Here is a 20,842-nt window from a genome sequence, read left to right as displayed (position 1 = left end):
TAAAAATCCGACTACCTCACGCTGGATACAGAACTAGAATGAGTTAGAGGTGAAATTGTGCCTGTTCAAGCCAAAATAATCGAAGGAATACTTGTTCGGTAAATACAAGAGGCAGAGTGAGGCTTGTCAGGCAATTGTCTAACACCAGTTGTAGAGGAAATTGGGGTTATCGGAGAAATCGTATTTGGGTGAAAAATGGTTGCCGAGCTGAGTTTTCAGTTGGCGATCGCAGAAACGACAGATATGACAGATATGACAGAGATAATAGAAACGACAGATATGACAGATAAGAGACTGGGTATTGCATCAATATAGATAGTTAAGCAGAATAGGCTACTAACAGAGAACATGTTTTAAACAGCAAACCTCAACTGCTGAGGTAACTGCTGTTCAATTAGTTAATTACTTCTGGACTCCACTTAATTACTCTACTGCTAAAGTCTGCAAACTGCTTACCTTTCTCAGTGTCCATAACTTTACTGAGTTTGATTCCAAAATCTACTCAGAATGAGGGTTGAACCATCATTTGAGTAATCATAAGCTGTATGTCTTGTTTAATTTAGCAGACTGGTGGTATTTTAACAAACATTCCAATACTGCTTTTTGTCCTAAGCTAAGTCAATCATAGGAGTTGGTAGTTTTGAAATAGTTAATTGTAACGCTTGCATTTGAGGAAAATCGCGCTTAATAATTTCGATAGCTTTTCTTTGACTCTCTTGATTTTTAACGATCAGTTGTGCAGTGCCATCACCCTGAGAACCCACGCCTTTTCCTCCGAAGATATAAGGCTCAAGTGGGTCATGATGCAGAAGCAGATGCAGCTTTTTTGCAGTTAATTGATCAGGACAAGCCGGAACTACATACCGATCAAATTCAGCTTGGGCTTTTGTCATTAAAGCTCCAAGAAGTTGGGCATCTCTGAGTTGTATGGCTTCAACTGCTGCTCGGGTAATTTCAGAGCTAATAGAACCAAAATATTTTTGGACATTTTGCTGAATTTCATTAGTAGCAAAAGGATAACACTGATTTAATCTTTGTAATATTTTTTGTGTGTTTTTGTTACCACCGAGATCGACAATCACAAAAAACAAATCCTCACTAACTTTAAGGGAAAGCAGGTCGATTTCTTCACCATCAAATATCATCAATATTGGGCGATTTCCATAAGCACAAGCCTGATCCATACGGCCACAAAGGCTAGGAGTGGTTCTTTCTCCCAGGTAAGCAAACTCCATTTCTTCACGAGTTGTCAATTTCAAGTCATACAAACAATTAAAAGCCCTCGCAATCAGAACACAAAAGGCAGCACTTGAAGATAATCCCTTTTGGATGGGTAAGTCGGTTAGATAATTATCAACCTCAAGTCCGCCGACACCATAGTGAGTCAGAATTTGATAAGCTGTACCAGCAGCATAACTAAAAAAACCACCCTTTGCCGCTATGCACTTCAGGGTGTTAGATTCCATAGGTAATCTCAGCGGTTCATAACTCCTGCCATCATTGAGAGAAGCACGAATAATTAATTCAGTAGAATTAGGTTTGACCGAGGCATAAATTCCTTGATTAGTACCAACAATTAAGGTGTAGCCCTTTTCGATCAGAGGATTAACACTGCGATATTCTCCTGCCCAATCGCTGTGTTCTCCGAATAAACAAAGACGGCCTGGAACAAAAATTTTCATTTGAAGTTTCTTGTAGTTAATTGGGGTATATTATCCTGATTAACTTGAATCAACAACATACCACCCATTACTCCAATAGCCCCAACATTAGCAGGGCTTTCGGTAATAAAAGGGAAAATCGATTATTCCTGCGATGGACTATGCCCATCTAAGAGAGGGATGGCTACTTTAAAAAGCTGTGACGCTCGTTTGCACAGTGTTAGCGTCTTCTTCTTTATCAAATTCTGTAGCTAGTTCTAACTTAGCCGTTCGCAGTTTGACAAGAGTGCTACATAGACGATATTTACAACAAATAGAGGTAAAATTTTTACCCCTACAAAGTTGTGTATTATTTTAAGAATAGCTGGCTGGAGAAGATTATTACTCTGTTAAGTGACTTTCTAGCAAAGATGCGATCGCTTCGGGATGAATATTCTTGTATTTCTTTTTACCAAGCTGTAAAACACAGTTGGGAGCGCTGCCACAGCATTTTTGGCAACTAGTATGTTCAATGCTAACTTTGTCTAACAAACCGCGATCGCACAAAGTTTTTTCTAATTCTGATAATAAACCTTTACCACCACGTTTCAGGCAACCGCCCTTTTGACATACCATAATCCTCGCTTTAGGTTGAGGTGGTAAATCTTGCTTTGGACATGCATCAATTGGTGTCACCCGATAAGCTTTGATTTTTATTTTACTTGTGCGCGAGTCTACCTTACTATGACCACAAATGCGAATTTGCTGACCAGGAACTAAGGATGAACTTAGTAAACGGCGCAACTCTTTAGGCAGTTTAATGTCTACATTTCCAGATGGAACTGCCAATTGCAAGTATTTATATTTTCCTGGTTCACCACCAACAAAACCTAGTAATTGTCCTTCAAGGTTCAATTCTGATAACGTCAAATACTTGTTACCCATGTTGATAAAAAGTTAGGAGTGGGGAGTTAAAGCGAAGAGTTAGGAGTGAGGAGTTAGGAGTTAGGAGTGAGGAGTTAAGAATGAGGAGTGGGCAGTTAGGAGTGAGGAGTTAAAATTCATAACTCATAACTCTAACTTACAACTCATAACTCTAACTTACAACTCATAACTCTTAACTTACAACTCATAACTCTTAACTTACAACTCATAACTCTTAACTTACAACTCATAACTCTTAACTCCTAACTATTTTTAAGCTAGGCGTTTAGCTTCTACTGTTTGAGGTAAATTTGCTGTGTCTGGCAATTCACGAAATTCTAATTCCCAACCATTTGCTAGGGTGAGAATCTTGCCATCATTTCCATCGGTTTGTTTGACGACTTCTTCTTCAAGGTCTTTTTTAGCAACGTAAACTACTAAAGTGCCGGCATCATTCATCCGTAGCATTACTTTCATGAGATTCCTCAACCGATTCTAGTTCTTTTTTCTTGCAGCCGACGACAAAGCCTGTTTCTAAGAAATGCACAGCATATATATAGGAAGTCTGCAAATATGTGCCTATACTCGCTATGTAACCGATATCTCCCTTGTTTACTAAAACTTGGCCGACTTCCTTACCAGGAAAGGTACCATCGTTTTTTAGCAGTTTCCGAACTCTGACTTTTTCACCAATTTCAAAAGCAGGTGGCAAGTTTAGTTCTAATTCATCGCGTTGCATGAGAGTACCTCTGTTCTCTGACCAAATTCAATAATTCTTCTGTCGTCAAACTGCGTTTTTTCTGTACCGATTGATGGCGCACTGCGTCTAAAACAGATTGGGTTTCTTGGGAGTTCAAGAAAATTCCATGTTGCTCTAGCAAGTTTGAAACCAAATGCCGTCCAGAATGTTTTCCTACTACTAAACGCCGTTCCCAACCTACTTCTTCAGGAGCAAATGGTTCGTAGGTAATGGGATTTTGCAATACCCCGTGAGCATGGATGCCAGATTCGTGAGCAAAAGTATTTTCGCCAACGATCGCTTTCCAGGGTGGTACATCGGCTCCTGATGCGGCTGCAACTAGTTGAGACAGTTCCAGCAAACTGGGTGTGTCAATGCCCAAATCAACGCCGTAGATGCGTTTAATCGCCATGACAACTTCTTCTAAAGCTGCATTTCCCGCCCGTTCACCCAATCCGTTGACTGTGGTATTTACTGATGATGCTCCGGCTTTGATACCCGCAAGGGCGTTGGCAGTTGCCAGACCAAAATCATTATGCGTGTGGATTTCTAGGGGAATCGTCAACGCTGAAACCAGCCTTTGGACTTTTGTGTAGGTGGTAAAGGGGTCGAGAACTCCTACGGTGTCGCAGAAGCGGAAGCGGGATGCACCCCATTCTTGGGCATAAAGGGCTACATCTAAGAGGAAGTTTTCATCAGCTCTGGAAGAATCTTCTCCGCCGACTGCTACCCAAAGACCTTGATCGAGGGCGAAGTTGATAGAGTCTTTGAGTTTTTGTAAGCTGACTCGCCACTGACCGTGAAATTTAGTGGCAATTTGGATACCAGAGACGGGAATAGCAATATGCACCCGGTTCAAACCACAGGCGATGGAAGCCTTGATATCTGAGATGACAGCGCGGTTCCAGCCCAAGAGTTTTGCTTGTAAACCTAAGTTAGAAATTGCGGCGATCGCCCGCGTTTCTTCGTCACCCATTGCCGGTATACCCACTTCTAATTCCGGTATACCAATGGCATCGAGAAACTTAGCGATCGCTACTTTTTCTTGTAGAGTAAAGGCAACACCTGCTGCTTGTTCGCCATCACGTAATGTAGTGTCATTAATTATGATTTGATTCATTGCAAATATCCCTCTCTTGGAAGTATTCTTAATATCCTTTCCCTCTACAATCCCCAGCGATGGCAAATGCTAAAAATATCACAATTCATAATGTAGGATACATGATCCTTAATTATTGCCTCATTAGTAGCATCACATCTGTATGGCAGGGAACTAAAACAATGTATAATTTACTAATCGTTTTTACCGATGTCATTTGAAATGTCTTCGATTAGCAATGAACTAATATAACTATTAGCAAATCCCGAACAAAGTAATACACAGAATCCAGCAATTAAGGATGTAATCATCTTCGTAACCTCATCTTTTCTAGTACATTTGGGTGTAATTTAGACAGGGAATGGTACTTAAAGCTAAGGGGTACAAACTAGCTAACTTTGGTCTGCTAGCCAATCAAATATCTTTCCTAGCTGCTCCAAGTCAACGAAACCATACTGCCAGAGGAGCATCGGTAGCGGGCCATTTTCTAATTCACGGTGTCGCAGAGCTACAGCAATATCGGCATTTGAAAGTTCAAGTTCATTGTGCAAAAAATTGAGTAGGTTTATATCTCTGTTCCGAGTCGCCATAATTGATTGAACTTTCAATTTCTTAATTTAGGAAAAGTTAAAAATCAGAAATTCCAATTTATATTTGGGAACTTCGCCTTTTTAATTGTTGCTATATGTCAGGAAAGTTTCAGATTTAGTAGACCCAACAAAATCTAAACCCCGTCTAATCCATCTCAGTCTGCAATAAATTCTGTTAGCAGACAGTAGCTTCAACTTCTAAACCTATTCGAGCTTTGTGCATCTATGAACAAAAAGGATGAAGTTCAGTACTTGAGTCATGAATTCAAGATTAATCGTCTCTAAATTAGGTCTTTTTGAAATAATCATGACTCATCACTGTAATGCCAGCAACGCTCTAGCCACTCTAATAATTCGTGACGAGAAGCAAGAAATTGCATAACTGTACTGCGAATTAGAATTGCTTCGAGCAAATTGTTCACTTGGACTCGCAAAGAACCATCGGGGGGACAGTAGCTCTTAATTTTTAACTCTTGCAAACGGTGATAGATTCGCCAGCGATCGCTCAAAGGAATCTGCAAAATGTGATTTGTCATTTGTCATTTGTCCTTTGTCATTTGTCATTTGTCCTTTGTCCTACCCTGCGGGAAGCCGCTGGCGCGTCTATGTCATTTGTCAGTTGTCCTTTGTCAATGACCAATCACTAATCAGCAATGACTAATGACCAATCACCAATGACTAATGACTCTTAACGCTTAAAGTTTGCAGTTGTTTTTCGAGTTGCTCGATGCGCGAGAGCAAAGAACGAATCACGGTTGCTTCCATATCGGGTAGCTTTCCATGTTCTAAAGGAGAAAGGCTGGCGCTTTCGTTACGAGAAATAATTCGACCGGGAACTCCCACAACTGTGCAGTCGTTGGGGATATTCCTTAAGACAATGGAACCTGCACCAATACGGACGCGATCGCCAATTTGCAGATTACCCAAAACTTTCGCACCCGCCCCAATCACTGCATTTTTACCGACTGTGGGATGACGCTTACCAGTTTCTTTACCAGTTCCGCCAAGAGTGACGCCCTGATAAATTAGTGTGTAGTCGCCGACGATCGCAGTTTCGCCAATGACAACTCCCATTCCGTGGTCGATAAACACGCCTTGACCAATCTCTGCACCTGGGTGAATTTCAATTCCGGTCAAAAATCGCCCTAAGTGAGAAATTAAACGGGGGATAAAACCGACTCCTCGACCATGTAACCAGTGAGCAAGACGATGCAAACATAGCGCGTGCAATCCAGGGTAGCAAAACACCACTTCTAGCCAATTCCGTGCTGCTGGGTCGCGCTCAAAAATAATGCGAAAATCACCCAATAATGGCTCAAAAAAAACGCCAGAGAGGAGATTTTTCAGCATGGATCTATGTGCAGAATCCTGCGTTTTGGTAGTTTGGCGATCGCTAATACTGTCTAAAGACTGTTGCATCGGTAATGTCTATCTGGTGAATGAGTCATCTGCTATTTTTATGCTTATATCAGGTGACTTCCAACTCGATAGGAAACCCAATGCTGATTGGATTTATTGGATTGATTGAGGTTGTACTCAAACACCAAAACCCCGACTCCAGATAAACTTAAAATTTATCTTGGGGTAGGGGCACTAGTATTTAATGATGGGGGTACTAGTATTTTTGGGGCAGGGGTTAAGAATTTCTGTTCTCGCTACAAGAAACTTTACCTGTAAGTCTTTGCTAAGATTTCGTCAAGATATTTTGCAATATATTAAGCTGTACTCAGATGTACTCAAACATGAGTTTGATAAGGCTACAAATCTATTTTTTGTATATCCTATTACTATTAGTATCTTATTATTGGATTAGACGAAACACAGGTTTCTTTATTTTCTTTTAGGATTCGCTGTCTGTATGTATGTATACGTTTCAAAATATAGTTATCGCTCATCGTAACTGTTTTCTTATTATATAGATGTGTGGGAATAGCCAACACAAAATCTTATAGCGGCATAATAGATAGATATTCTCATAGCAGTTAAATAATTGCTGATTGCTGTAGCGGCGTAAAGCTATGCTACTCTAGCTACGAAACTTGTAAAGGCTCATTAACGAGTATCAAAGGCTCATTAATGCAGTTCAAATACTCTTTAATGGAGTTTAAATACTCTTTAACGGAGTTTAAATACTCTTTAACGGAGTTCAAAGGCTGATTAATGGAGTTCAAAGGCTGATTAACGAGTATTAAAGGCTCATTAATGGAGTTCAGAGGCTGATTAATGAGTATCAAAGGCTTATTAATGGAGTTCAGAGGCTGATTAATGAGTATCAAAGACTCAAGAACCAGACGCAGCTTTAGTAAGTCTACCTTTGATAGCCTTAAAGCGATCGCCTAACTGTTCAGCGACAGTCTTTAAACCGGGAGTCTTTTTCGATGCAGTCTTGACGTAATCATAAACAGTTAAACTGCTAGTCATCGCTTCACTACCGACAGCCATTAGGGTATCATCTATTTGTTCGGTGAGTTGGTCATCAGCAACCCTGTCGAGCAGAAAAACGTAATTTATACACTATTTTGCAGTTTCTACCAGAAGTAGGTCGTGCTTAAGCGATAATAAATGCATTTGCTTATAGATGCACAGTTATGATCTGCTGCCTAAATCCAGCTTGCCACAATCCGCCCAATCCAGATCGCACAATGTTTTGCTCAAACTGCGGTGTAGGATTGGTGGTGTTGAGAAACCGCTATCGCCCGATTAAATCATTAGGTGGTGGGGGATTTGGTAAAACTTATTTGGCAGAAGATGTAGATAAACTTAATGAGCATTGTGTAATCAAGCAATTTGCACCGCAAGTACAGGGAACTGGCGCATTAAATAAAGCCACAGAACTATTTGAGCAAGAAGCAAAGCGATTGCAACAGTTAGGAGAACATCCACAAATACCTACACTGTTGGCATATTTTGAGCAAGATAATCGTCTGTATTTAGTGCAGCAATTTATCAACGGACAGAATTTATTGGCAGAATTACAACAGCAGGGAATTTTCAATGAGCAGAAAGTCAAAGAATTATTGCTTGATTTGTTAGAAATTCTCAAAACAGTTCATCAACACAAAGTCATTCACCGCGATATCAAACCAGAGAATATCATTCGGCGCGGTGATGGGAAATTGGTACTAATTGACTTTGGTGCATCCAAACAACTGACAAAAACAGTGATGACGCAAGTAGGAACAACCATTGGTTCATTTGGTTATGCGCCACTGGAACAGATGCAGGGTGGTGAAGCTTACCCAGCGAGTGATTTATATAGTGTCGGTGCAACTTGCTTTCACCTGTTGAGTGGAATTCACCCTTGGGAATTGTGGAAACGACAAGGTTATGGCTGGGTTGCGAATTGGCGACAGCATTTACAGCAACCAGTGAGTCAGGATTTGGGTCAAACGCTGGATATATTGTTGCAAGAAGAATACCAACAGCGTTATCAGTCCGCTGAGGAAGTTTTACAAAATTTCAATCTCCAGCCAGTAATTGCAGCTTCAGTATCACTACCGTCTACAGTAATTTCTCAACCGCCACCATCAACGCTAGTAGCACCAGCAAAGCCACTAGTAATACCGCAAGGATTGTCACAAAAGCCATCCAGACAAAATACTAATTGGAGAAAAAGATTCCTGGTAGGTGTTGCTATTACAATAGTTGGAACTCAAATATATGGTTATTTTCGTTATGGCTTATTTCCGACTAATCCGATATCCATAATTGCTAGCATACCAAGCGGAGTTTTATTACAAAGAACTCTCACAGAACATTCTTCCTCGGTTTTATCCGTCGCCATTAGTCCAGATAGCAATATCCTTGCCAGTGGTAGTGGTGACAGTACCATCAAACTGTGGAATATCGCAACAGGAGAGCAAATCCGCACCCTTCTTTTGGAACGCTACGCGAACAAAGAGCATTCTAACTATGTTAATTCCCTCGCCATCAGCCCAGACAGCAAAACCCTTGCCAGTGGCAGTTTTGACAACAACATCAGACTGTGGAATCTGTCAACGGGAGAGCAAATCCGCACTCTCTCAGGGTATCTCTCAGGGTATTCTGTCGCGGTTTTTTCCGTCGCCTTCAGCCCAGATGGTAAAACCCTTGCCAGTGCTAATTCTAACCAGAAGATCCTACTGTGGAATCTGGAAACAGGAGAGCAAATCTTCATTCTTACAGAGCATTCTGACGCGGTTTTATCCGTCGCCTTCAGCCCAGATGGTAAAACCCTTGCCAGTGGTAGTTGGGACAAGACCATAAAACTGTGGAATCTAGGAACAGGAAAGCTAATCCGCACCCTTACAGGGCATTCTAACTATGTTAATTCTGTCGCCATCAGCCCAGATAGCAAAACCCTTGCCAGTGGTAGTTCTGACAAGACTATAAAACTGTGGAATCTAGGAACAGGAAAGCTAATCCGCACCCTTACAGGGCATTCTAACTATGTTAATTCTGTCGCCATCAGCCCAGATGGCAAAACCCTTGCCAGTGGTAGTTTTGACAAGACTATCAAACTGTGGAATCTGGCAACAGGAGAAGAAATCTGCACCCTTACAGGGCATTCTGACGGGGGTATTTCCGTCGCCATCAGCCCAGATGGCAAAACCCTTGCCAGTGGTAGTGATGACAAGACCATCAAAATTTGGCGGCTAAAGTAGTGAGTGCTGAGTTCGCTGTTTTGAATATTGAGCTAGACACAGAAAAAGTAACCTAAACTAAAATCAAGATGCTTGGCTCACATTAGCCGCGAGATGGGAGACACATTTGTTACCGAAGTTGGACATGCTCTCAATCGCATTGAACCGTTTTCTCTAAGCATAAACTTATAAAAATAGCTGTAAAATAATTAATTAAATGGTGATAGTTATGCAACACATTACGATTGACGCAGCATCACAACACTTACACGAATTAATCGCAGCAGCAATCAATGGCGAGGAAATTATTATTACCAAAGATGAGCAGCCCGTGGTAAAACTGACTCCGGTGATTCCAGAAAAAAAACGCTCTCCTTTATTTGGTAGCGCTAAAGATTTGATTACAATCTCAGATGACTTTGATGAGCCATTAGAAGAATTCCAAGATTATATGTAATGCGGATACTGCTAGATACTCATACTTTGATTTGGTTTTTCCAAGGACATAAAAGTTTTAGTGACAAGATGAGGCTATTAATAGAAGACCAAAATAACGAAAAGCTCATCAGCATTGCTAGTGTGTGGGAAATGTCAATCAAACAAAGCATTGGTAAGCTAAGTTTTAGTTTACCAATTAAGACTTTTATCGAGCAACAAATAGCATTCAATGATTTTAAACTACTCAATATCAATCTCGACCACATTGATGTAATTACTACCCTACCCTTACAACATCGTGACCCCTTTGATAGAATTTTAATTGCTCAAGCAATGGTAGAGAAAATTCCAATTATTAGTATAGATATAGCATTTGATGCTTATTTGATTACGAGACTTTGGTAATATTGACTTTGATAGATTTTGTAGATTGGATTGTTCCCGTTAGCGTCGCGTAGCGAAGTATGAGAACCAACAACACTCTTATCTCTAAGATTCATTATTGTCACGGCTATTTTCCGCATCAATTATCTGTTTAATCGCTTCCTCAGCTATGCGAATATTTTCCTCTACTTGTATTCCATCTGCTGTAGCCAGTGGAGGCATAGTTTTCCATTTCAGACTAGGATGATGAAACAGCGCACGCATAGCTTCCATATCATCACGGTGTTCTAATACATACTTTCTCAACTCAGGTACACTCATCTGTTCAAAGTTCGGTTTCATTTACAAACCTCCAAGGTTCATGAGAGGGTACGATAATTTGTAGGTTATCACCGCCAAAATATATACATCTCCAGTCTTGTCATCAAATCTGAACAACCGGATGTCTCGATAGTAGTTAGACAACATTTGACAAACTATTAAACAAGTTATAGCTTGCTGTGCATTGGGATATATAGTATTTTCCTCAATTGTGACATGAATAATATAAGCTCTACAGTGATACAATATCCAGAGTGAAAACCGACAGCATATTTTATCGCTTATTTAAAGAATTTCCCCATATCTTCTTTGAACTGATTGGCAACTCAGGCGAAACAGCGAATTTATACCAATTTTCTTCAGTTGAAGTCAAGCAAACAGCCTTCAGAATTGATGGTGTATTTCTGCCCATCCAAGATCGAGAAGTGCCGATTTATTTTGTTGAGGTTCAGTTTCAACCAGACACAGAGATTTACTTACGCTTAGTATCAGAAATTTCTTTATACTTACGCCAAAATAGACGCAAAAATCCTTGGCGAGGAGTGGTGATTTATCCCAGCAGAGATATAGATATAGGTGAGAAAGAAGATTTCATAGAATTCTTCCACAGCCAGCGTATCAGTAGAATTTACCTAGATGAATTAGGCTCAGCTGCATCCTTACCAATAGGCATTGCTACGATAAAATTAGTAATTGAAGACGAAGATATAGCTATTAACAGCGCCAAGGAATTAATCAACCGCACCCAGCAAGCAGTAAATTTACGACTGCCACAAAAACAATTACTAGAATTGATTGAGACAATCTTAGTTTATAAATTTCCGCAAATGAGTCAAAAGGAGATAGAAGCAATGTTTGGATTAAGTGAATTGAAGCAGACACGGGTTTATCAAGAAGCTTTAGAAGAAGGTAAACAAGAAGGTGAACAAAAAGGTAAACAAGAAGGACGTTTAGAAGCCAAATTAGAAGCTATCCCGAAACTGTTAGCACTGGGTTTAACCCAAGAACAGGTAGCACAAGCGTTGGATTTGGACATTGCACAAGTTCAAGAAGCAGCACAGCTTGGGCGATCGCCGGAATAATTGCCGCGATCGCAGTCTATTCCTAAGTGCGATCGCCTCCCATCAACTACTTTAGTAGAGTAGTGAGTGCTGAGTTAGGAGTTTTGAGTACTATTGCACATTAATCAAGATGATCCAGAGCTATGCCGAGCGATATCAAATGACAAGTTGCGCCACTAATAATTGACAGATATCGTAACCAAAATGAGTCGCAAGGAGATAGAAGCAATGTTTGGCTTAAGCGATTCAAAGCAAACGCGGGTTTACCAAGAAGGACGTTTAGAAGCAAAATTAGAAGCTGTACCTAAACTTTTAGCACTGGGTTTAACTGTAGAACAGATAGCGCAGGCGTTGGATTTAGATGTTGCACAAGTCCAGCAAGTAGAACAGCAAAAGCGATCGCCGGAATAATTGCCGCGATCGCACATTAATCTTGATTATCTGGATCTATGGCATCTCAGTTCTATGATAAAAACAAGCCACTAATTAGGTTTAACTTATGTCTTCCCCTGTCCTGGGAAACCCTACGACTACTGAGACTTCCTATGTTCTTCTGTACAATGTCAGTTGGGAACAGTTAGAACAGCTTGATGTCACCCTTGCAGGGACAAGCGCACGACTAACTTATTTAGATAATATTCTCGAAATTATGTCCCCAAATCAATTAGAAATTGATACTCTGTGGGCAGAAGAAGCAGAGAAAAGGTTTCAAGCTGTTAAACAAGGTGAAGTTACTCTAATTCCTGGCGAACAGGTGTTGCAAGAGCTACGTTCCAGGAGTAAGTAAATAAAATTTACCGCAGTGATAAAATCCCTATAGCCAAAAACTCTGCTACAACATCCAGGTGAAAACAGACAGCATATTTTATCGCCTATTTCAAGAATTCCCTAGCATCTTCTTTGAACTAATTGGCAATCCTCCTGAAACCGCCAACATCTATCAATTTGCTTCAGTTGAAATCAAGCAAACAGCCTTTAGAATTGATGGTGTATTTCTTCCCATACAAGACGAAGAAAGTCCAATTTATTTTGTTGAAGTTCAATTTCAACCAGACTCAGACATTTACTTGCGCCTTGTCTCAGAAATTTCTTTATACTTACGCCAAAATAAACGTAAAAATCCTTGGCGAGGAGTGGTGATTTATCCTAGCAGAGATATAGATACAGGTAATAAAGAAGATTTCTTAGAATTATTCGATAGCCGACGTATCAGTATAATTGACTTAGATGAATTAGGTGAAGCTGCATCACTGCCGCTAGGCATTGCTACGATAAAATTAGTAATTGAAGAGGAAGATACAGCCATTAGCACCGCCAGGGAATTAATCAACCGTACCCAGCAAGCGGTAAATTTGCAACTGCCACAAAAACAATTACTAGAATTGATTGAGACAATCTTGGTTTATAAATTGCCTAACTTAAGTCGAGAGGAGATAGAAGCAATGTTTGGATTAAGTGAATTGAAGCAAACGCGAGTTTATCAAGAAGGTAAACAAGAAGGTAAACAAGAAGGTCGCTTTGAGGCAAAATTAGAAGCTGTACCGAAGCTTTTAGCACTGGGTTTAACTCCCGAACAAATAGCACAGGCATTAGACTTGACTATTTTACAAGTCCAGCAAATAGCACAGCAAACGTCCCCAAATCAACAGTAAAGTAAACTTACTAAATTCATACCTTCACTGAGCAACGCTATATTTTTAAAACTCAGTTCTATGATAGAAACAAGCCATCAAGAACCAGATGCAGCTTTAGTCGGTCTACCTTTGATAGCTTTAAAGCGTTCGCCCAACTGTTCAGCGACAGTTTTTAAGCCTGGAGTCTTTTTCGATGCAGTCTTCACGTAATCATAAACTGTCAAACTGCTAGTCATAGCTTCACTACCGACAGCCATTAGGGTATCATCTACCTGTTCGGTGAGTTGCTGCATGGAGATTAAAAGTTCGGTCAGCGCAGCCGCTAATTGATAATCTTGAACCAGTTCTTCAATGGCTGCATCCGAGAGTTTGAAATCGATAACACTTTGGGGAGTGGTTCCAGCAGCAATAAACTCTATAATTTCATCGTAGACTTTGGCTGTATTTACATCTGCACCCAGGAAACATAACATAAAGTTGCGAGTCCGCAGTTGATTAATCATTACCTTTGCAACTTCTCTGGGTTTATCAAATTCTATGGTTTTTAGATAATCAGTCAGAACTTTGACTAAATCATTTTCATTAATCAAATTACCTGCCAAACCTTTCTCACCAGTTTGCATAAGATAAGCAACCTGACGCAGCATCACTTGCTTATCTTTATAATCAATCGTCTTAGGATCTAACCTCTTATCTTCTATTAAAGCGCGTTCCACATCCCATTGATGTAGCAGTACCCGCGATGCTTGATTATAAAGCTCGGCTCTATCTCTTGGTAGCTCTTGATTACGATTCAGAATTGCCATCATCGTCAACAGCAGAGGATTTCCCGCCAATTCTGCAATAGATTTGGAAGCTGCAATTCCTCTTTTTAGCCGTTCCCGTTTTCTGACTTTATCTACTGCATCAGTAAAAGTTAACTCATGCCAACGGTTGATAAAATCCTGAATTTGTTCTGAGTCTAAATCTTGTAATATAAAGTGGCGAAACTCAGCATTAAGCAATCGTTGTGGTTTGTAGCCAATAATCCGAGAAGTGACAATTACCTGCACATCAGGATAGTCATTAGTAAAGCGATGAATATCAGTAATTACATCCTCTCGCTTACCAGGGTCAAATACCTCATCCAAACCATCAAACATCACTAAAGCATTACCAGCTTTTAATTGTTTATCTAGTTCAAGCTGATTGAGATGATGAATTGCACCACTACATTGATGAAAGAATTCGAGAAAATTATTGCACTCTTTATCTTCCCGTCGCCGCATATAAGTGCGTAATTCAATTAGCAAGGGAATTGGTAAAGATATAACATTATCCAGTGGCGACTCAGCCCAATTCAAAGCCAGAAATTGCAACAATGTAGACTTCCCGGAACCAGGATCGCCGAAAATCACAAGATTTTTATAATCTTGCTTTTTATTGACAACATCTAATACTGAACGTATCGGCTGTTCAAAATAAACCCGTTTGTGGCGTTCTAATTCTTCTAATTCCACTTCTGCTTCTAGTTGATCACTTTCTCGCAGCCGTCTCAGATGTTCTTTAGGCAGTTCGTGAACTTGTGGTAAAACTTGATGAGTTTCTCGGACATTTTGAGCAGTAAAAATCCGCCATAATTTCAGTTCGTTATAGGCATAGCCGCTAGTATCTAAGCTATCTAACTTGAGATTGCCATAGCGATCGCGGATTCCTTCTTGATATTTCACTAAATTAAAATCTACAATAACACCAGCAATTTCTTTGGTGTTGATTTCAATATCAGATAACTTTTGTAATTCTAGGATATGGTGTAATTCTTTTGAATCTAAAAGAAGTTCTTGGACTTGTGTTAAATACTGTTCTGTAATTGATTGCCAGTTAAACTTAGATGGCAGAGGTTTTAATTGCAGGCTGTTCCAACTCTCTTCTAGGGTTTTAGCGTCTAGAGATTCACAATTAACATCAAAAGCCTTACCAAGAGTTTCTGCAACCGACTTATCGCTGATAAATTTCTGGATGTCTTTGGTGTACTCTTTAATCTCAGCTTCAGCAAGTTTGCAACGAACCTTTAACTGCTGCTGCATGAGTTGTAAAAATTCCTTTAAGGCTTTCCCCGCAGCAATTTCTATGTCTTCCTTCTTAAGTTTCTGAAAAATCTTGCCAGGGATGCCTTTTAATAAATCTTTAGCCCAATCTTTAGCAGCATCCTTGGCTAAATCTTCCAAAATGGGTTTAAAAATAAACCCAGCGGCCTGAGTTACACCCCAAATAGCTAACCAGTCCAGCATAATACTCGCTTCTGTTGAGATTTTGATTACGAGTATATCCACTAGCTTGAGTAATGTTTCCAGATTTCAGGGTGATTGCAGAAATATCTTGCGCGATCGCAATTTCCCCCACAGCCCGCTCACTTTTGCTATAACCATGAGCCGTCGCTAGTTCTACCAAGGGATATGTGCAATCAATCACCACAGAAATTTTACCAGGTTCAATCTATTCTTTCAGATAAACCAAATCTTGAGTTTTGGGTTTGAGGACTTTTTTGGTTTGAAAGAGCCATCGCTCTGCCTTTTTTATAACTCTCGATTCACCCATTTTTTGATGAGTTAGAAAAAATAGCAGTAGATAAAGATATTTTAAGTGTTTAAAAAAAATAATACCTTTGAGTTAACCTTGTTCAGACTCTCGGTCAAAGCGGCTAGCCGAGAATTATGTGTAACATAGATCACTACCAAGTTAGAGGGAAGTTTCAAAATGGTTGCATTTACTCTAAAACCAACACAGATACTTGAACGCATACTATCCGCATCGCTAATTAGTTTGATGTCCTTAGAGGTTCTTACCACCGCAGCGATCAGCCAACCACCCCCTGCGTCTGTTCAAACCAAGCTGAAAGTGCCTAGTACAATGACCTCTTGGCCCTTTAATACTAACCGTTACTTGAAAGTGCCGCCCAATTTCTCCGTCGCAGTTTATGCTCGCATTAGCAAAGCTCGTTTTATGGCAGTTGCTCCCAATGGCGATCTTCTAGTATCACAGCCCAGTTCCGGTAAAGTGTTAATTGTCCGGCCAAATAGCAGCAAAGACCCAATTATTTCTGACTTCGTAACGGGTCTACGCAAACCACACGACATTGTGTTTCATAAGATTGACAACACCACATACATTTATATCTCTGAAACTCATCAAATTAACCGCTTCATCTACAACTCTGGAGACTTAATCGCCAAAAATCGTCAAATCGTTGTAACTGGCTTACCAGACCGCAGCACACGGGAACTCAAAGGCGCTTATGGTCACGAACTGAAAAATATCGCACTTGATGCCAACCACAAACTGTACGTGTCGATCGCCTCTACATGCAATGCCTGTAAGGAAGATACTGTCAGTATTCCAAAACGTGGTGCAATTTACCAGTACAACGCTAATGGAACTAATCAGCGACTTTTTGCCCAAGGTTTACGTAATGCTGAAGGGTTAGCATTCTTACCTGGCACAAATGACCTTTGGGTAGTCGTTAATAATCGAGATAACATCGCCTATCCCTTTAAAGATAGCAGTGGCAATTACGGTAAGATTGTCCCCTCCTATGTAGACGACCACCCACCAGAGGAGTTCACGAAAGTCCGAGATGGCGGTAACTACGGTTGGCCATTCTGCAATCCCAATCCTGACACTTCAAACGGCCTCAACAATATGCCATTTAACTGGGACTATCAGTTTAATGGTGATGGAAAGGTTAATTGTAATGCAATGGACAGGATTAACAAAGGTATCCAAGCCCATTCAGCTCCTTTGGGACTAACATTCTTACAAAATACCAACTTTCCCAGCCTATACTCAAATGGGGTAGTGACAGCGCTGCATGGTTCATGGAATCGGCAGAAGAAAACGGGCTACAAAATAGCTTACTTTCCCTGGAACAGTACGACAAAGACCCCAGGGCAGGAGATAGATCTAGTCACCGATTGGGTAGTTCCAGCAACCCAAGAAACCTGGGGGCGACCTGTGGATATGGTAGTAGACCAACAAGGTAATTTGTTAATTTCGGATGACTACAGCGGCACTATCTATAAGCTCTCCTACACGCCGTCATAACTGGTTAAGGTCTACAGAGACCTAACTTTGGCGGAATTTCCCAGTCTTTTCTTACGACTCCAGGAGTATACAAAGCCAACCGAGATGACTTAAATATTGTTGGTAATAACTGCGATGTCTACGACGGGCTGCGCCAACGCAATTTTCCCCACTGCACGCCCAGTTTCACTATAACTATGAGCTGCTGCTAGTTCTTGCAAGGGATATGTGCGATCAATTACCACACGAATTTTACCAGCTTCAATTAATTCTTTGAGAAAAAGCAAGTCTTTAGCGTTAGGTTTCTCAAAGAAAAATTTCGCTTTTTGACCGGGAAGGAACGCCGTTAAGACGCTCTCTAAGAAGACTTTGGGGCTGGGTAGTGTGGTGATATAAAATCCATTGGGTTTGAGGACTCTTTTGGTTTGAGAGAGCGATCGCTTACCCACTGCATCAAAGATAATGTCATACTGCACTGTATCTTCGGTAAAATCTTGTTGCGTATAATCAATCACGCGGTCTGCTCCTAGAGATTTCACCAAATCCAAATTTTTAGTACTGCAAACTCCCGTCACCACTGCCCCTAAAGCCTGAGCAATTTGGACTGCAAAAGTCCCTACACCACCCGCAGCACCATTAATTAAAACATTTTGTCCTGTTTGAATATTTCCTTGATCTCGCAGCGCTTGCAAAGCCGTGAGCGCTGCTAAAGGCACAGCCGCAGCTTCTTCATAAGATAAATTCGTTGGTTTAAGCACCGCCAAGTTTTCTGGGATGGCTGCAAACTCCGCGTAACCTCCTCCAGGGAAGCTAGTACTGCCATAGATAGCATCTCCTGGTTTAAAGCGCGTAACTTGGGAGCCAACCTCTACAACTTCTCCCGCCACATCAAACCCCAGAATCTTTGGGAATTTGCTGCCAGTAATTAAGCTCAACATCCCTTTGCGAATTTTCCAATCAATGGGATTAACGCTACTAGCACGAACTTTCACAAGTAACTGCGTTGGCTCAATTTTCGGCTGCTCCACGTCTTCATACTGCAACACCTCAACGGGCCCATACCGACGGATAATGACTGCTTTCATTGCATTCCTCCTACTACCCTATTTTGCTAAATTAACTTAGACAGCCTGTTTTTTCTGATAAATCTAGTGTAGCGATGTCTACGCATACGCATGGCATTTAATGAAGATGCTAGGTGTAGTTAGAGATTCCTAAAATATAAATATCAGTCTAAAACTACACCTGTATGCCAGCTAGAGACATCTATCACAGCAATGTAAAAAATGCTTTGATTAAAGACAAATGGATAATTACTCATGACCCACTGACTCTGAAGTTTGGTAAAAAAGATTTGTATGTTGATTTAGGTGCTAGACAACTGTTGGCAGCCCAAAAAGCAGAATCTAAAATTGCAGTTGAGATTAAAAGTTTTATCGGGAGATCGGATGTTGATGATTTAGAAAAAGCATTGGGTCAGTATATTTTATATCAGGATATATTGATTGAATTGGAGCCAGAACGAGTACTATATCTTGCAATACCTAACAGTATTTTTGATGATTTATTTGAAGAACCTATCGGCAAACTGTTACTGAAAAATCATCGTTTAAAGCTGATTACCTTTGATCCAAAACAGGAGGTTATTAAACAATGGATTACACCAAGTTAAACGACTATCGCCAGGTGATTGAAACTATCCTCAGTGAATATGCTTCACTACCCTATTCTTATGCCAATATTCAATCAGAGGTAGTATTTGATCGAAGCCGCGATCGCTATTTGTGGATGGATATTGGTTGGGATGGCGATCGTCGCATTCATGGCTGTCTGGTTCATATTGACCTAATTGACGGCAAAATCTGGATTCAACGGGATGGCACGGAAGAAGGCATTGCCGCCGATTTAGAACGGGCTGGAATTCCCAAAGAACACATTGTTCTGGGGTTTCGTCCACCGGAGTTAAGACCATACACGGGCTATGCAGTTGCTTAAGGTGCGTAGGCGCAGCCCGTCGTAGACATCGCTTTTCATTCTTCAGTGCTAAATACAACACCTTCATACAGCAGTTCAATCGGACACTCAAATTCAATGCTCGATAAAGTGACGATATCTCCAGCCGTGTAGGGATAGTAAAGCCACATCCTACCCTCACCGCGACAGTAACGTTCGACGGAGATTTGTTCCGAGTCAATCAAGATATATTCTTCCAAACTGGGGATTGTCAGATAATAAGTGAATTTTTCATCCCGATCTTTCGCGCTTGTCCCTGGCGAAAGAACTTCAGCAATCAGCTTGGGATGTTGAATAAATTTGCGAGCATTGAGGTCTTGAGGGTCGCAACTGACAATAACATCAGGATAATAGTAGCGACTCTGGGGAGTAAGTTGCATTTTCACGTCTAACACATTCACTCGACAACCTCTGGAACGCAGATGAGGGTACAAAGGTCTGTAGAGATTTAGTGCAATGTCATTATGGGGAATTGTACCGCCTGTCATGGCAAACACTTCGCCATTGGCATATTCGTAGCGAAGGTCTTGCTGAGGTTCCCATTCCAGATATTCCTCAACGGTCATTTTTGGCAGTTGTTGGGGGAGGGCTATCATAACTAAGATTTTTTTACGCTTGGTTTGATTGTAGCTAAATAGTATCAGCAATAAAAGGGGAAAGGGTAAAGGGGAAGGGGAAAAGGGATGAATAGGTCGCCCTAACGTGGCGAGGTTTTTACCTGACCCAAAATACAAGGATTATTTCGCCCTAACGTGGCGAGGTTTTTACCTTTCCCCTTTCCCCCTTCCCCCTTCCTCCTTACCCTTCGATAAACAGCGGCTTCTGGAAAACCTCTCTCTTAGAAGAAGAAATACTTTAAATTTTCCCCCTTCCCATGTCGGAAAGGAATTTTTTTTGCTAAGGTTTGTAGTGAGCAATTCAGAAAAATCATTGTGATCGCTCAATCATGTTAGATTATAGTTTGTTGTTTCTCTCAAACACAAAATCTGAGAGTTTCTTACCCATCTCCTCATTATGGGAATGAAAAAAAAGGAGATAAAAGTTAAATTTTTTGAAAATTATGTGCAGCAACACATCTATTTACATTAGCTTCTACGGCTTACCAGATAAGGCTTAAAGGCATAATTGAACATCATTATCAAAGAAAAATTAAATAAATATGAATTGCATTTTTACCCTCAAAAAAATGATATGTTAGATACAGAATTGAATTTCGCTTTTTTTCTGGAGTAGAACGATGTAGACTACTCCAGTTTTTAACCCTCAAACCCTTGCCATTTATTGTTTTTGACGAAATTTGAAGGGAATCTGAGTACAC

The 20,842-nt window shown here is 40.6% G+C and carries 23 protein-coding genes and 4 pseudogenes; 11 read left to right on the top strand and 16 right to left on the bottom strand.

Annotated elements, in window-relative coordinates:
- Positions 1-116: 116 nt before the first annotated feature.
- A pseudogene (locus tag RMY63_RS41820) lies at positions 117-173 on the top strand (hypothetical protein); the annotation flags it as partial.
- A gap of 435 nt (positions 174-608) precedes the next feature.
- Here RMY63_RS41820 and RMY63_RS16565 read toward each other — a convergent pair.
- From RMY63_RS16565 to RMY63_RS16525, 9 genes and pseudogenes are all read right to left on the bottom strand, one after another.
- Positions 609-1,682 (bottom strand): GHMP kinase, encoded by a 1,074-nt coding sequence (locus RMY63_RS16565; protein WP_322729743.1) that lies wholly within the window; start codon positions 1,680-1,682, stop codon positions 609-611.
- 360 nt (positions 1,683-2,042) lie between these two features.
- Positions 2,043-2,585, bottom strand: a complete 543-nt coding sequence (locus tag RMY63_RS16560; RefSeq protein WP_322729742.1) for a (2Fe-2S) ferredoxin domain-containing protein — start codon at positions 2,583-2,585, stop codon at positions 2,043-2,045.
- 252 nt (positions 2,586-2,837) lie between these two features.
- A complete protein-coding gene (gene nifT, locus RMY63_RS16555; protein ID WP_069070440.1) occupies positions 2,838-3,041 on the bottom strand; it encodes a putative nitrogen fixation protein NifT in 204 nt (67 codons plus the stop codon).
- Positions 3,016-3,303: a nitrogen fixation protein NifZ gene (locus tag RMY63_RS16550; RefSeq protein WP_069070441.1), complete on the bottom strand. Its 288-nt coding sequence runs from the start codon at positions 3,301-3,303 to the stop codon at positions 3,016-3,018. Before RMY63_RS16550 ends, nifT begins: the two co-directional genes overlap by 26 nt.
- Positions 3,290-4,423: a homocitrate synthase gene (gene nifV / locus RMY63_RS16545; RefSeq protein WP_322729741.1), complete on the bottom strand. Its 1,134-nt coding sequence runs from the start codon at positions 4,421-4,423 to the stop codon at positions 3,290-3,292. The genes RMY63_RS16550 and nifV overlap by 14 nt, the downstream gene beginning before the upstream one ends.
- A 371-nt stretch (positions 4,424-4,794) precedes the next feature.
- Positions 4,795-4,992, bottom strand: a complete 198-nt coding sequence (locus RMY63_RS16540) for a DUF2949 domain-containing protein (protein WP_322729740.1) — start codon at positions 4,990-4,992, stop codon at positions 4,795-4,797.
- Positions 4,993-5,297: 305 nt separating this feature from the next.
- Entirely contained in the window at positions 5,298-5,528 is a 231-nt protein-coding gene (locus RMY63_RS16535; protein ID WP_322729739.1) for an Asr1405/Asl0597 family protein, read from the bottom strand.
- A gap of 142 nt (positions 5,529-5,670) precedes the next feature.
- Entirely contained in the window at positions 5,671-6,411 is a 741-nt protein-coding gene (gene cysE / locus RMY63_RS16530) for a serine O-acetyltransferase (protein ID WP_322729738.1), read from the bottom strand.
- A gap of 861 nt (positions 6,412-7,272) precedes the next feature.
- Positions 7,273-7,464, bottom strand: a pseudogene (locus RMY63_RS16525) (hypothetical protein); the annotation flags it as partial.
- 116 nt (positions 7,465-7,580) lie between these two features.
- Here RMY63_RS16525 and RMY63_RS16520 point away from each other — a divergent pair.
- The 3 genes from RMY63_RS16520 to RMY63_RS16510 all read left to right on the top strand — a co-directional run bounded on the left by RMY63_RS16520 (position 7,581) and on the right by RMY63_RS16510 (position 10,457).
- Positions 7,581-9,635 carry a serine/threonine-protein kinase gene (locus RMY63_RS16520; RefSeq protein ID WP_322729737.1) on the top strand — a complete coding sequence of 685 codons (2,055 nt, stop codon included), beginning with the start codon at positions 7,581-7,583 and terminating at the stop codon, positions 9,633-9,635.
- A 208-nt stretch (positions 9,636-9,843) separates the two neighbouring features.
- Entirely contained in the window at positions 9,844-10,071 is a 228-nt protein-coding gene (locus tag RMY63_RS16515) for a type II toxin-antitoxin system prevent-host-death family antitoxin (RefSeq protein WP_322729736.1), read from the top strand.
- The gene (locus RMY63_RS16510; RefSeq protein WP_322729735.1) at positions 10,071-10,457 is read left to right on the top strand and encodes a type II toxin-antitoxin system VapC family toxin; all 387 of its coding nucleotides are present in this window, start codon (positions 10,071-10,073) and stop codon (positions 10,455-10,457) included. The genes RMY63_RS16515 and RMY63_RS16510 overlap by 1 nt, the downstream gene beginning before the upstream one ends.
- A gap of 84 nt (positions 10,458-10,541) precedes the next feature.
- Here RMY63_RS16510 and RMY63_RS16505 read toward each other — a convergent pair whose 3' ends face one another.
- On the bottom strand, positions 10,542-10,778 hold the full coding sequence (locus RMY63_RS16505) for a DUF6887 family protein (RefSeq protein ID WP_322729734.1): 237 nt from the start codon (positions 10,776-10,778) through the stop codon (positions 10,542-10,544).
- The gene (locus tag RMY63_RS41815) at positions 10,779-10,904 is read right to left on the bottom strand and encodes a DUF6888 family protein (protein WP_416212524.1); all 126 of its coding nucleotides are present in this window, start codon (positions 10,902-10,904) and stop codon (positions 10,779-10,781) included.
- 107 nt (positions 10,905-11,011) lie between these two features.
- Between RMY63_RS41815 and RMY63_RS16500 the strand changes: the two genes are divergently transcribed.
- The 4 genes and pseudogenes from RMY63_RS16500 to RMY63_RS16485 all read left to right on the top strand — a co-directional run bounded on the left by RMY63_RS16500 (position 11,012) and on the right by RMY63_RS16485 (position 13,470).
- The gene (locus tag RMY63_RS16500; protein ID WP_322729733.1) at positions 11,012-11,839 is read left to right on the top strand and encodes an Rpn family recombination-promoting nuclease/putative transposase; all 828 of its coding nucleotides are present in this window, start codon (positions 11,012-11,014) and stop codon (positions 11,837-11,839) included.
- A 183-nt stretch (positions 11,840-12,022) separates the two neighbouring features.
- Positions 12,023-12,229, top strand: a pseudogene (locus tag RMY63_RS16495) (flagellar assembly protein H); the annotation flags it as partial.
- Positions 12,230-12,317: 88 nt separating this feature from the next.
- On the top strand, positions 12,318-12,605 hold the full coding sequence (locus RMY63_RS16490; protein WP_322729732.1) for an addiction module protein: 288 nt from the start codon (positions 12,318-12,320) through the stop codon (positions 12,603-12,605).
- A 58-nt stretch (positions 12,606-12,663) separates the two neighbouring features.
- The gene (locus RMY63_RS16485; RefSeq protein ID WP_322729731.1) at positions 12,664-13,470 is read left to right on the top strand and encodes an Rpn family recombination-promoting nuclease/putative transposase; all 807 of its coding nucleotides are present in this window, start codon (positions 12,664-12,666) and stop codon (positions 13,468-13,470) included.
- A gap of 77 nt (positions 13,471-13,547) precedes the next feature.
- On the opposite strand, the gene RMY63_RS16480 is transcribed toward RMY63_RS16485, so the two are convergent.
- From RMY63_RS16480 to RMY63_RS41810, 3 genes and pseudogenes are all read right to left on the bottom strand, one after another.
- Complete coding sequence (locus RMY63_RS16480) at positions 13,548-13,925, bottom strand: hypothetical protein (protein WP_416212526.1); 378 nt, start codon at positions 13,923-13,925, stop codon at positions 13,548-13,550.
- 507 nt (positions 13,926-14,432) lie between these two features.
- Positions 14,433-15,722: pseudogene (locus RMY63_RS16475) on the bottom strand (NACHT domain-containing protein); the annotation flags it as partial.
- Positions 15,667-15,927: a zinc-binding dehydrogenase gene (locus RMY63_RS41810; RefSeq protein WP_416212525.1), complete on the bottom strand. Its 261-nt coding sequence runs from the start codon at positions 15,925-15,927 to the stop codon at positions 15,667-15,669. The pseudogene RMY63_RS16475 and the gene RMY63_RS41810, both read right to left, overlap by 56 nt.
- A 261-nt stretch (positions 15,928-16,188) precedes the next feature.
- On the opposite strand from RMY63_RS41810, the gene RMY63_RS16465 reads away from it, so the two are divergent.
- Positions 16,189-17,532, top strand: a complete 1,344-nt coding sequence (locus RMY63_RS16465) for a PQQ-dependent sugar dehydrogenase (protein WP_322729730.1) — start codon at positions 16,189-16,191, stop codon at positions 17,530-17,532.
- An 89-nt stretch (positions 17,533-17,621) separates the two neighbouring features.
- Here the strand turns inward: RMY63_RS16465 and RMY63_RS16460 are convergent, their stop codons facing one another.
- Positions 17,622-18,596, bottom strand: a complete 975-nt coding sequence (locus tag RMY63_RS16460; protein WP_322729729.1) for an NAD(P)-dependent alcohol dehydrogenase — start codon at positions 18,594-18,596, stop codon at positions 17,622-17,624.
- Between the two features lie 164 nt (positions 18,597-18,760).
- Here RMY63_RS16460 and RMY63_RS16455 point away from each other — a divergent pair, with 164 nt between their 5' ends.
- Both RMY63_RS16455 and RMY63_RS16450 read left to right on the top strand, forming a co-directional pair.
- Positions 18,761-19,183, top strand: a complete 423-nt coding sequence (locus tag RMY63_RS16455) for a XisH family protein (RefSeq protein ID WP_322729728.1) — start codon at positions 18,761-18,763, stop codon at positions 19,181-19,183.
- Complete coding sequence (locus tag RMY63_RS16450) at positions 19,165-19,506, top strand: XisI protein (protein WP_322729727.1); 342 nt, start codon at positions 19,165-19,167, stop codon at positions 19,504-19,506. The genes RMY63_RS16455 and RMY63_RS16450 overlap by 19 nt, the downstream gene beginning before the upstream one ends.
- A 35-nt stretch (positions 19,507-19,541) precedes the next feature.
- Here RMY63_RS16450 and RMY63_RS16445 read toward each other — a convergent pair whose 3' ends face one another.
- Positions 19,542-20,120 carry a Uma2 family endonuclease gene (locus RMY63_RS16445; RefSeq protein WP_322729726.1) on the bottom strand — a complete coding sequence of 193 codons (579 nt, stop codon included), beginning with the start codon at positions 20,118-20,120 and terminating at the stop codon, positions 19,542-19,544.
- Positions 20,121-20,842: the final 722 nt, after the last annotated feature.

The sequence above is a fragment of the Nostoc sp. ChiQUE01b genome (genome assembly GCF_034531255.1).
Classification (GTDB): Bacteria; Cyanobacteriota; Cyanobacteriia; order Cyanobacteriales; family Nostocaceae; genus Nostoc.
This window is presented reverse-complemented; position numbering and strand designations above follow the sequence as displayed.

Bases quoted from the DNA above. Each gene is read 5' to 3' on its own strand.
- RMY63_RS16565 (WP_322729743.1), bottom strand. From the start codon at position 1,682: ATGAAAATTTTTGTTCCAGGCCGTCTTTGTTTATTCGGAGAACACAGC.
- RMY63_RS16560 (WP_322729742.1), bottom strand. From the start codon at position 2,585: ATGGGTAACAAGTATTTGACGTTATCAGAATTGAACCTTGAAGGACAA.
- nifT (WP_069070440.1), bottom strand. From the start codon at position 3,041: ATGAAAGTAATGCTACGGATGAATGATGCCGGCACTTTAGTAGTTTAC.
- RMY63_RS16550 (WP_069070441.1), bottom strand. From the start codon at position 3,303: ATGCAACGCGATGAATTAGAACTAAACTTGCCACCTGCTTTTGAAATT.
- nifV (WP_322729741.1), bottom strand. From the start codon at position 4,423: ATGAATCAAATCATAATTAATGACACTACATTACGTGATGGCGAACAA.
- RMY63_RS16540 (WP_322729740.1), bottom strand. From the start codon at position 4,992: ATGGCGACTCGGAACAGAGATATAAACCTACTCAATTTTTTGCACAAT.
- RMY63_RS16535 (WP_322729739.1), bottom strand. From the start codon at position 5,528: ATGACAAATCACATTTTGCAGATTCCTTTGAGCGATCGCTGGCGAATC.
- cysE (WP_322729738.1), bottom strand. From the start codon at position 6,411: ATGCAACAGTCTTTAGACAGTATTAGCGATCGCCAAACTACCAAAACG.
- RMY63_RS16520 (WP_322729737.1), top strand. From the start codon at position 7,581: ATGATCTGCTGCCTAAATCCAGCTTGCCACAATCCGCCCAATCCAGAT.
- RMY63_RS16515 (WP_322729736.1), top strand. From the start codon at position 9,844: ATGCAACACATTACGATTGACGCAGCATCACAACACTTACACGAATTA.
- RMY63_RS16510 (WP_322729735.1), top strand. From the start codon at position 10,071: ATGCGGATACTGCTAGATACTCATACTTTGATTTGGTTTTTCCAAGGA.
- RMY63_RS16505 (WP_322729734.1), bottom strand. From the start codon at position 10,778: ATGAAACCGAACTTTGAACAGATGAGTGTACCTGAGTTGAGAAAGTAT.
- RMY63_RS41815 (WP_416212524.1), bottom strand. From the start codon at position 10,904: ATGTTGTCTAACTACTATCGAGACATCCGGTTGTTCAGATTTGATGAC.
- RMY63_RS16490 (WP_322729732.1), top strand. From the start codon at position 12,318: ATGTCTTCCCCTGTCCTGGGAAACCCTACGACTACTGAGACTTCCTAT.
- RMY63_RS16480 (WP_416212526.1), bottom strand. From the start codon at position 13,925: ATGTTATGTTTCCTGGGTGCAGATGTAAATACAGCCAAAGTCTACGAT.
- RMY63_RS16465 (WP_322729730.1), top strand. From the start codon at position 16,189: ATGGTTGCATTTACTCTAAAACCAACACAGATACTTGAACGCATACTA.
- RMY63_RS16460 (WP_322729729.1), bottom strand. From the start codon at position 18,596: ATGAAAGCAGTCATTATCCGTCGGTATGGGCCCGTTGAGGTGTTGCAG.
- RMY63_RS16455 (WP_322729728.1), top strand. From the start codon at position 18,761: ATGCCAGCTAGAGACATCTATCACAGCAATGTAAAAAATGCTTTGATT.
- RMY63_RS16450 (WP_322729727.1), top strand. From the start codon at position 19,165: ATGGATTACACCAAGTTAAACGACTATCGCCAGGTGATTGAAACTATC.
- RMY63_RS16445 (WP_322729726.1), bottom strand. From the start codon at position 20,120: ATGATAGCCCTCCCCCAACAACTGCCAAAAATGACCGTTGAGGAATAT.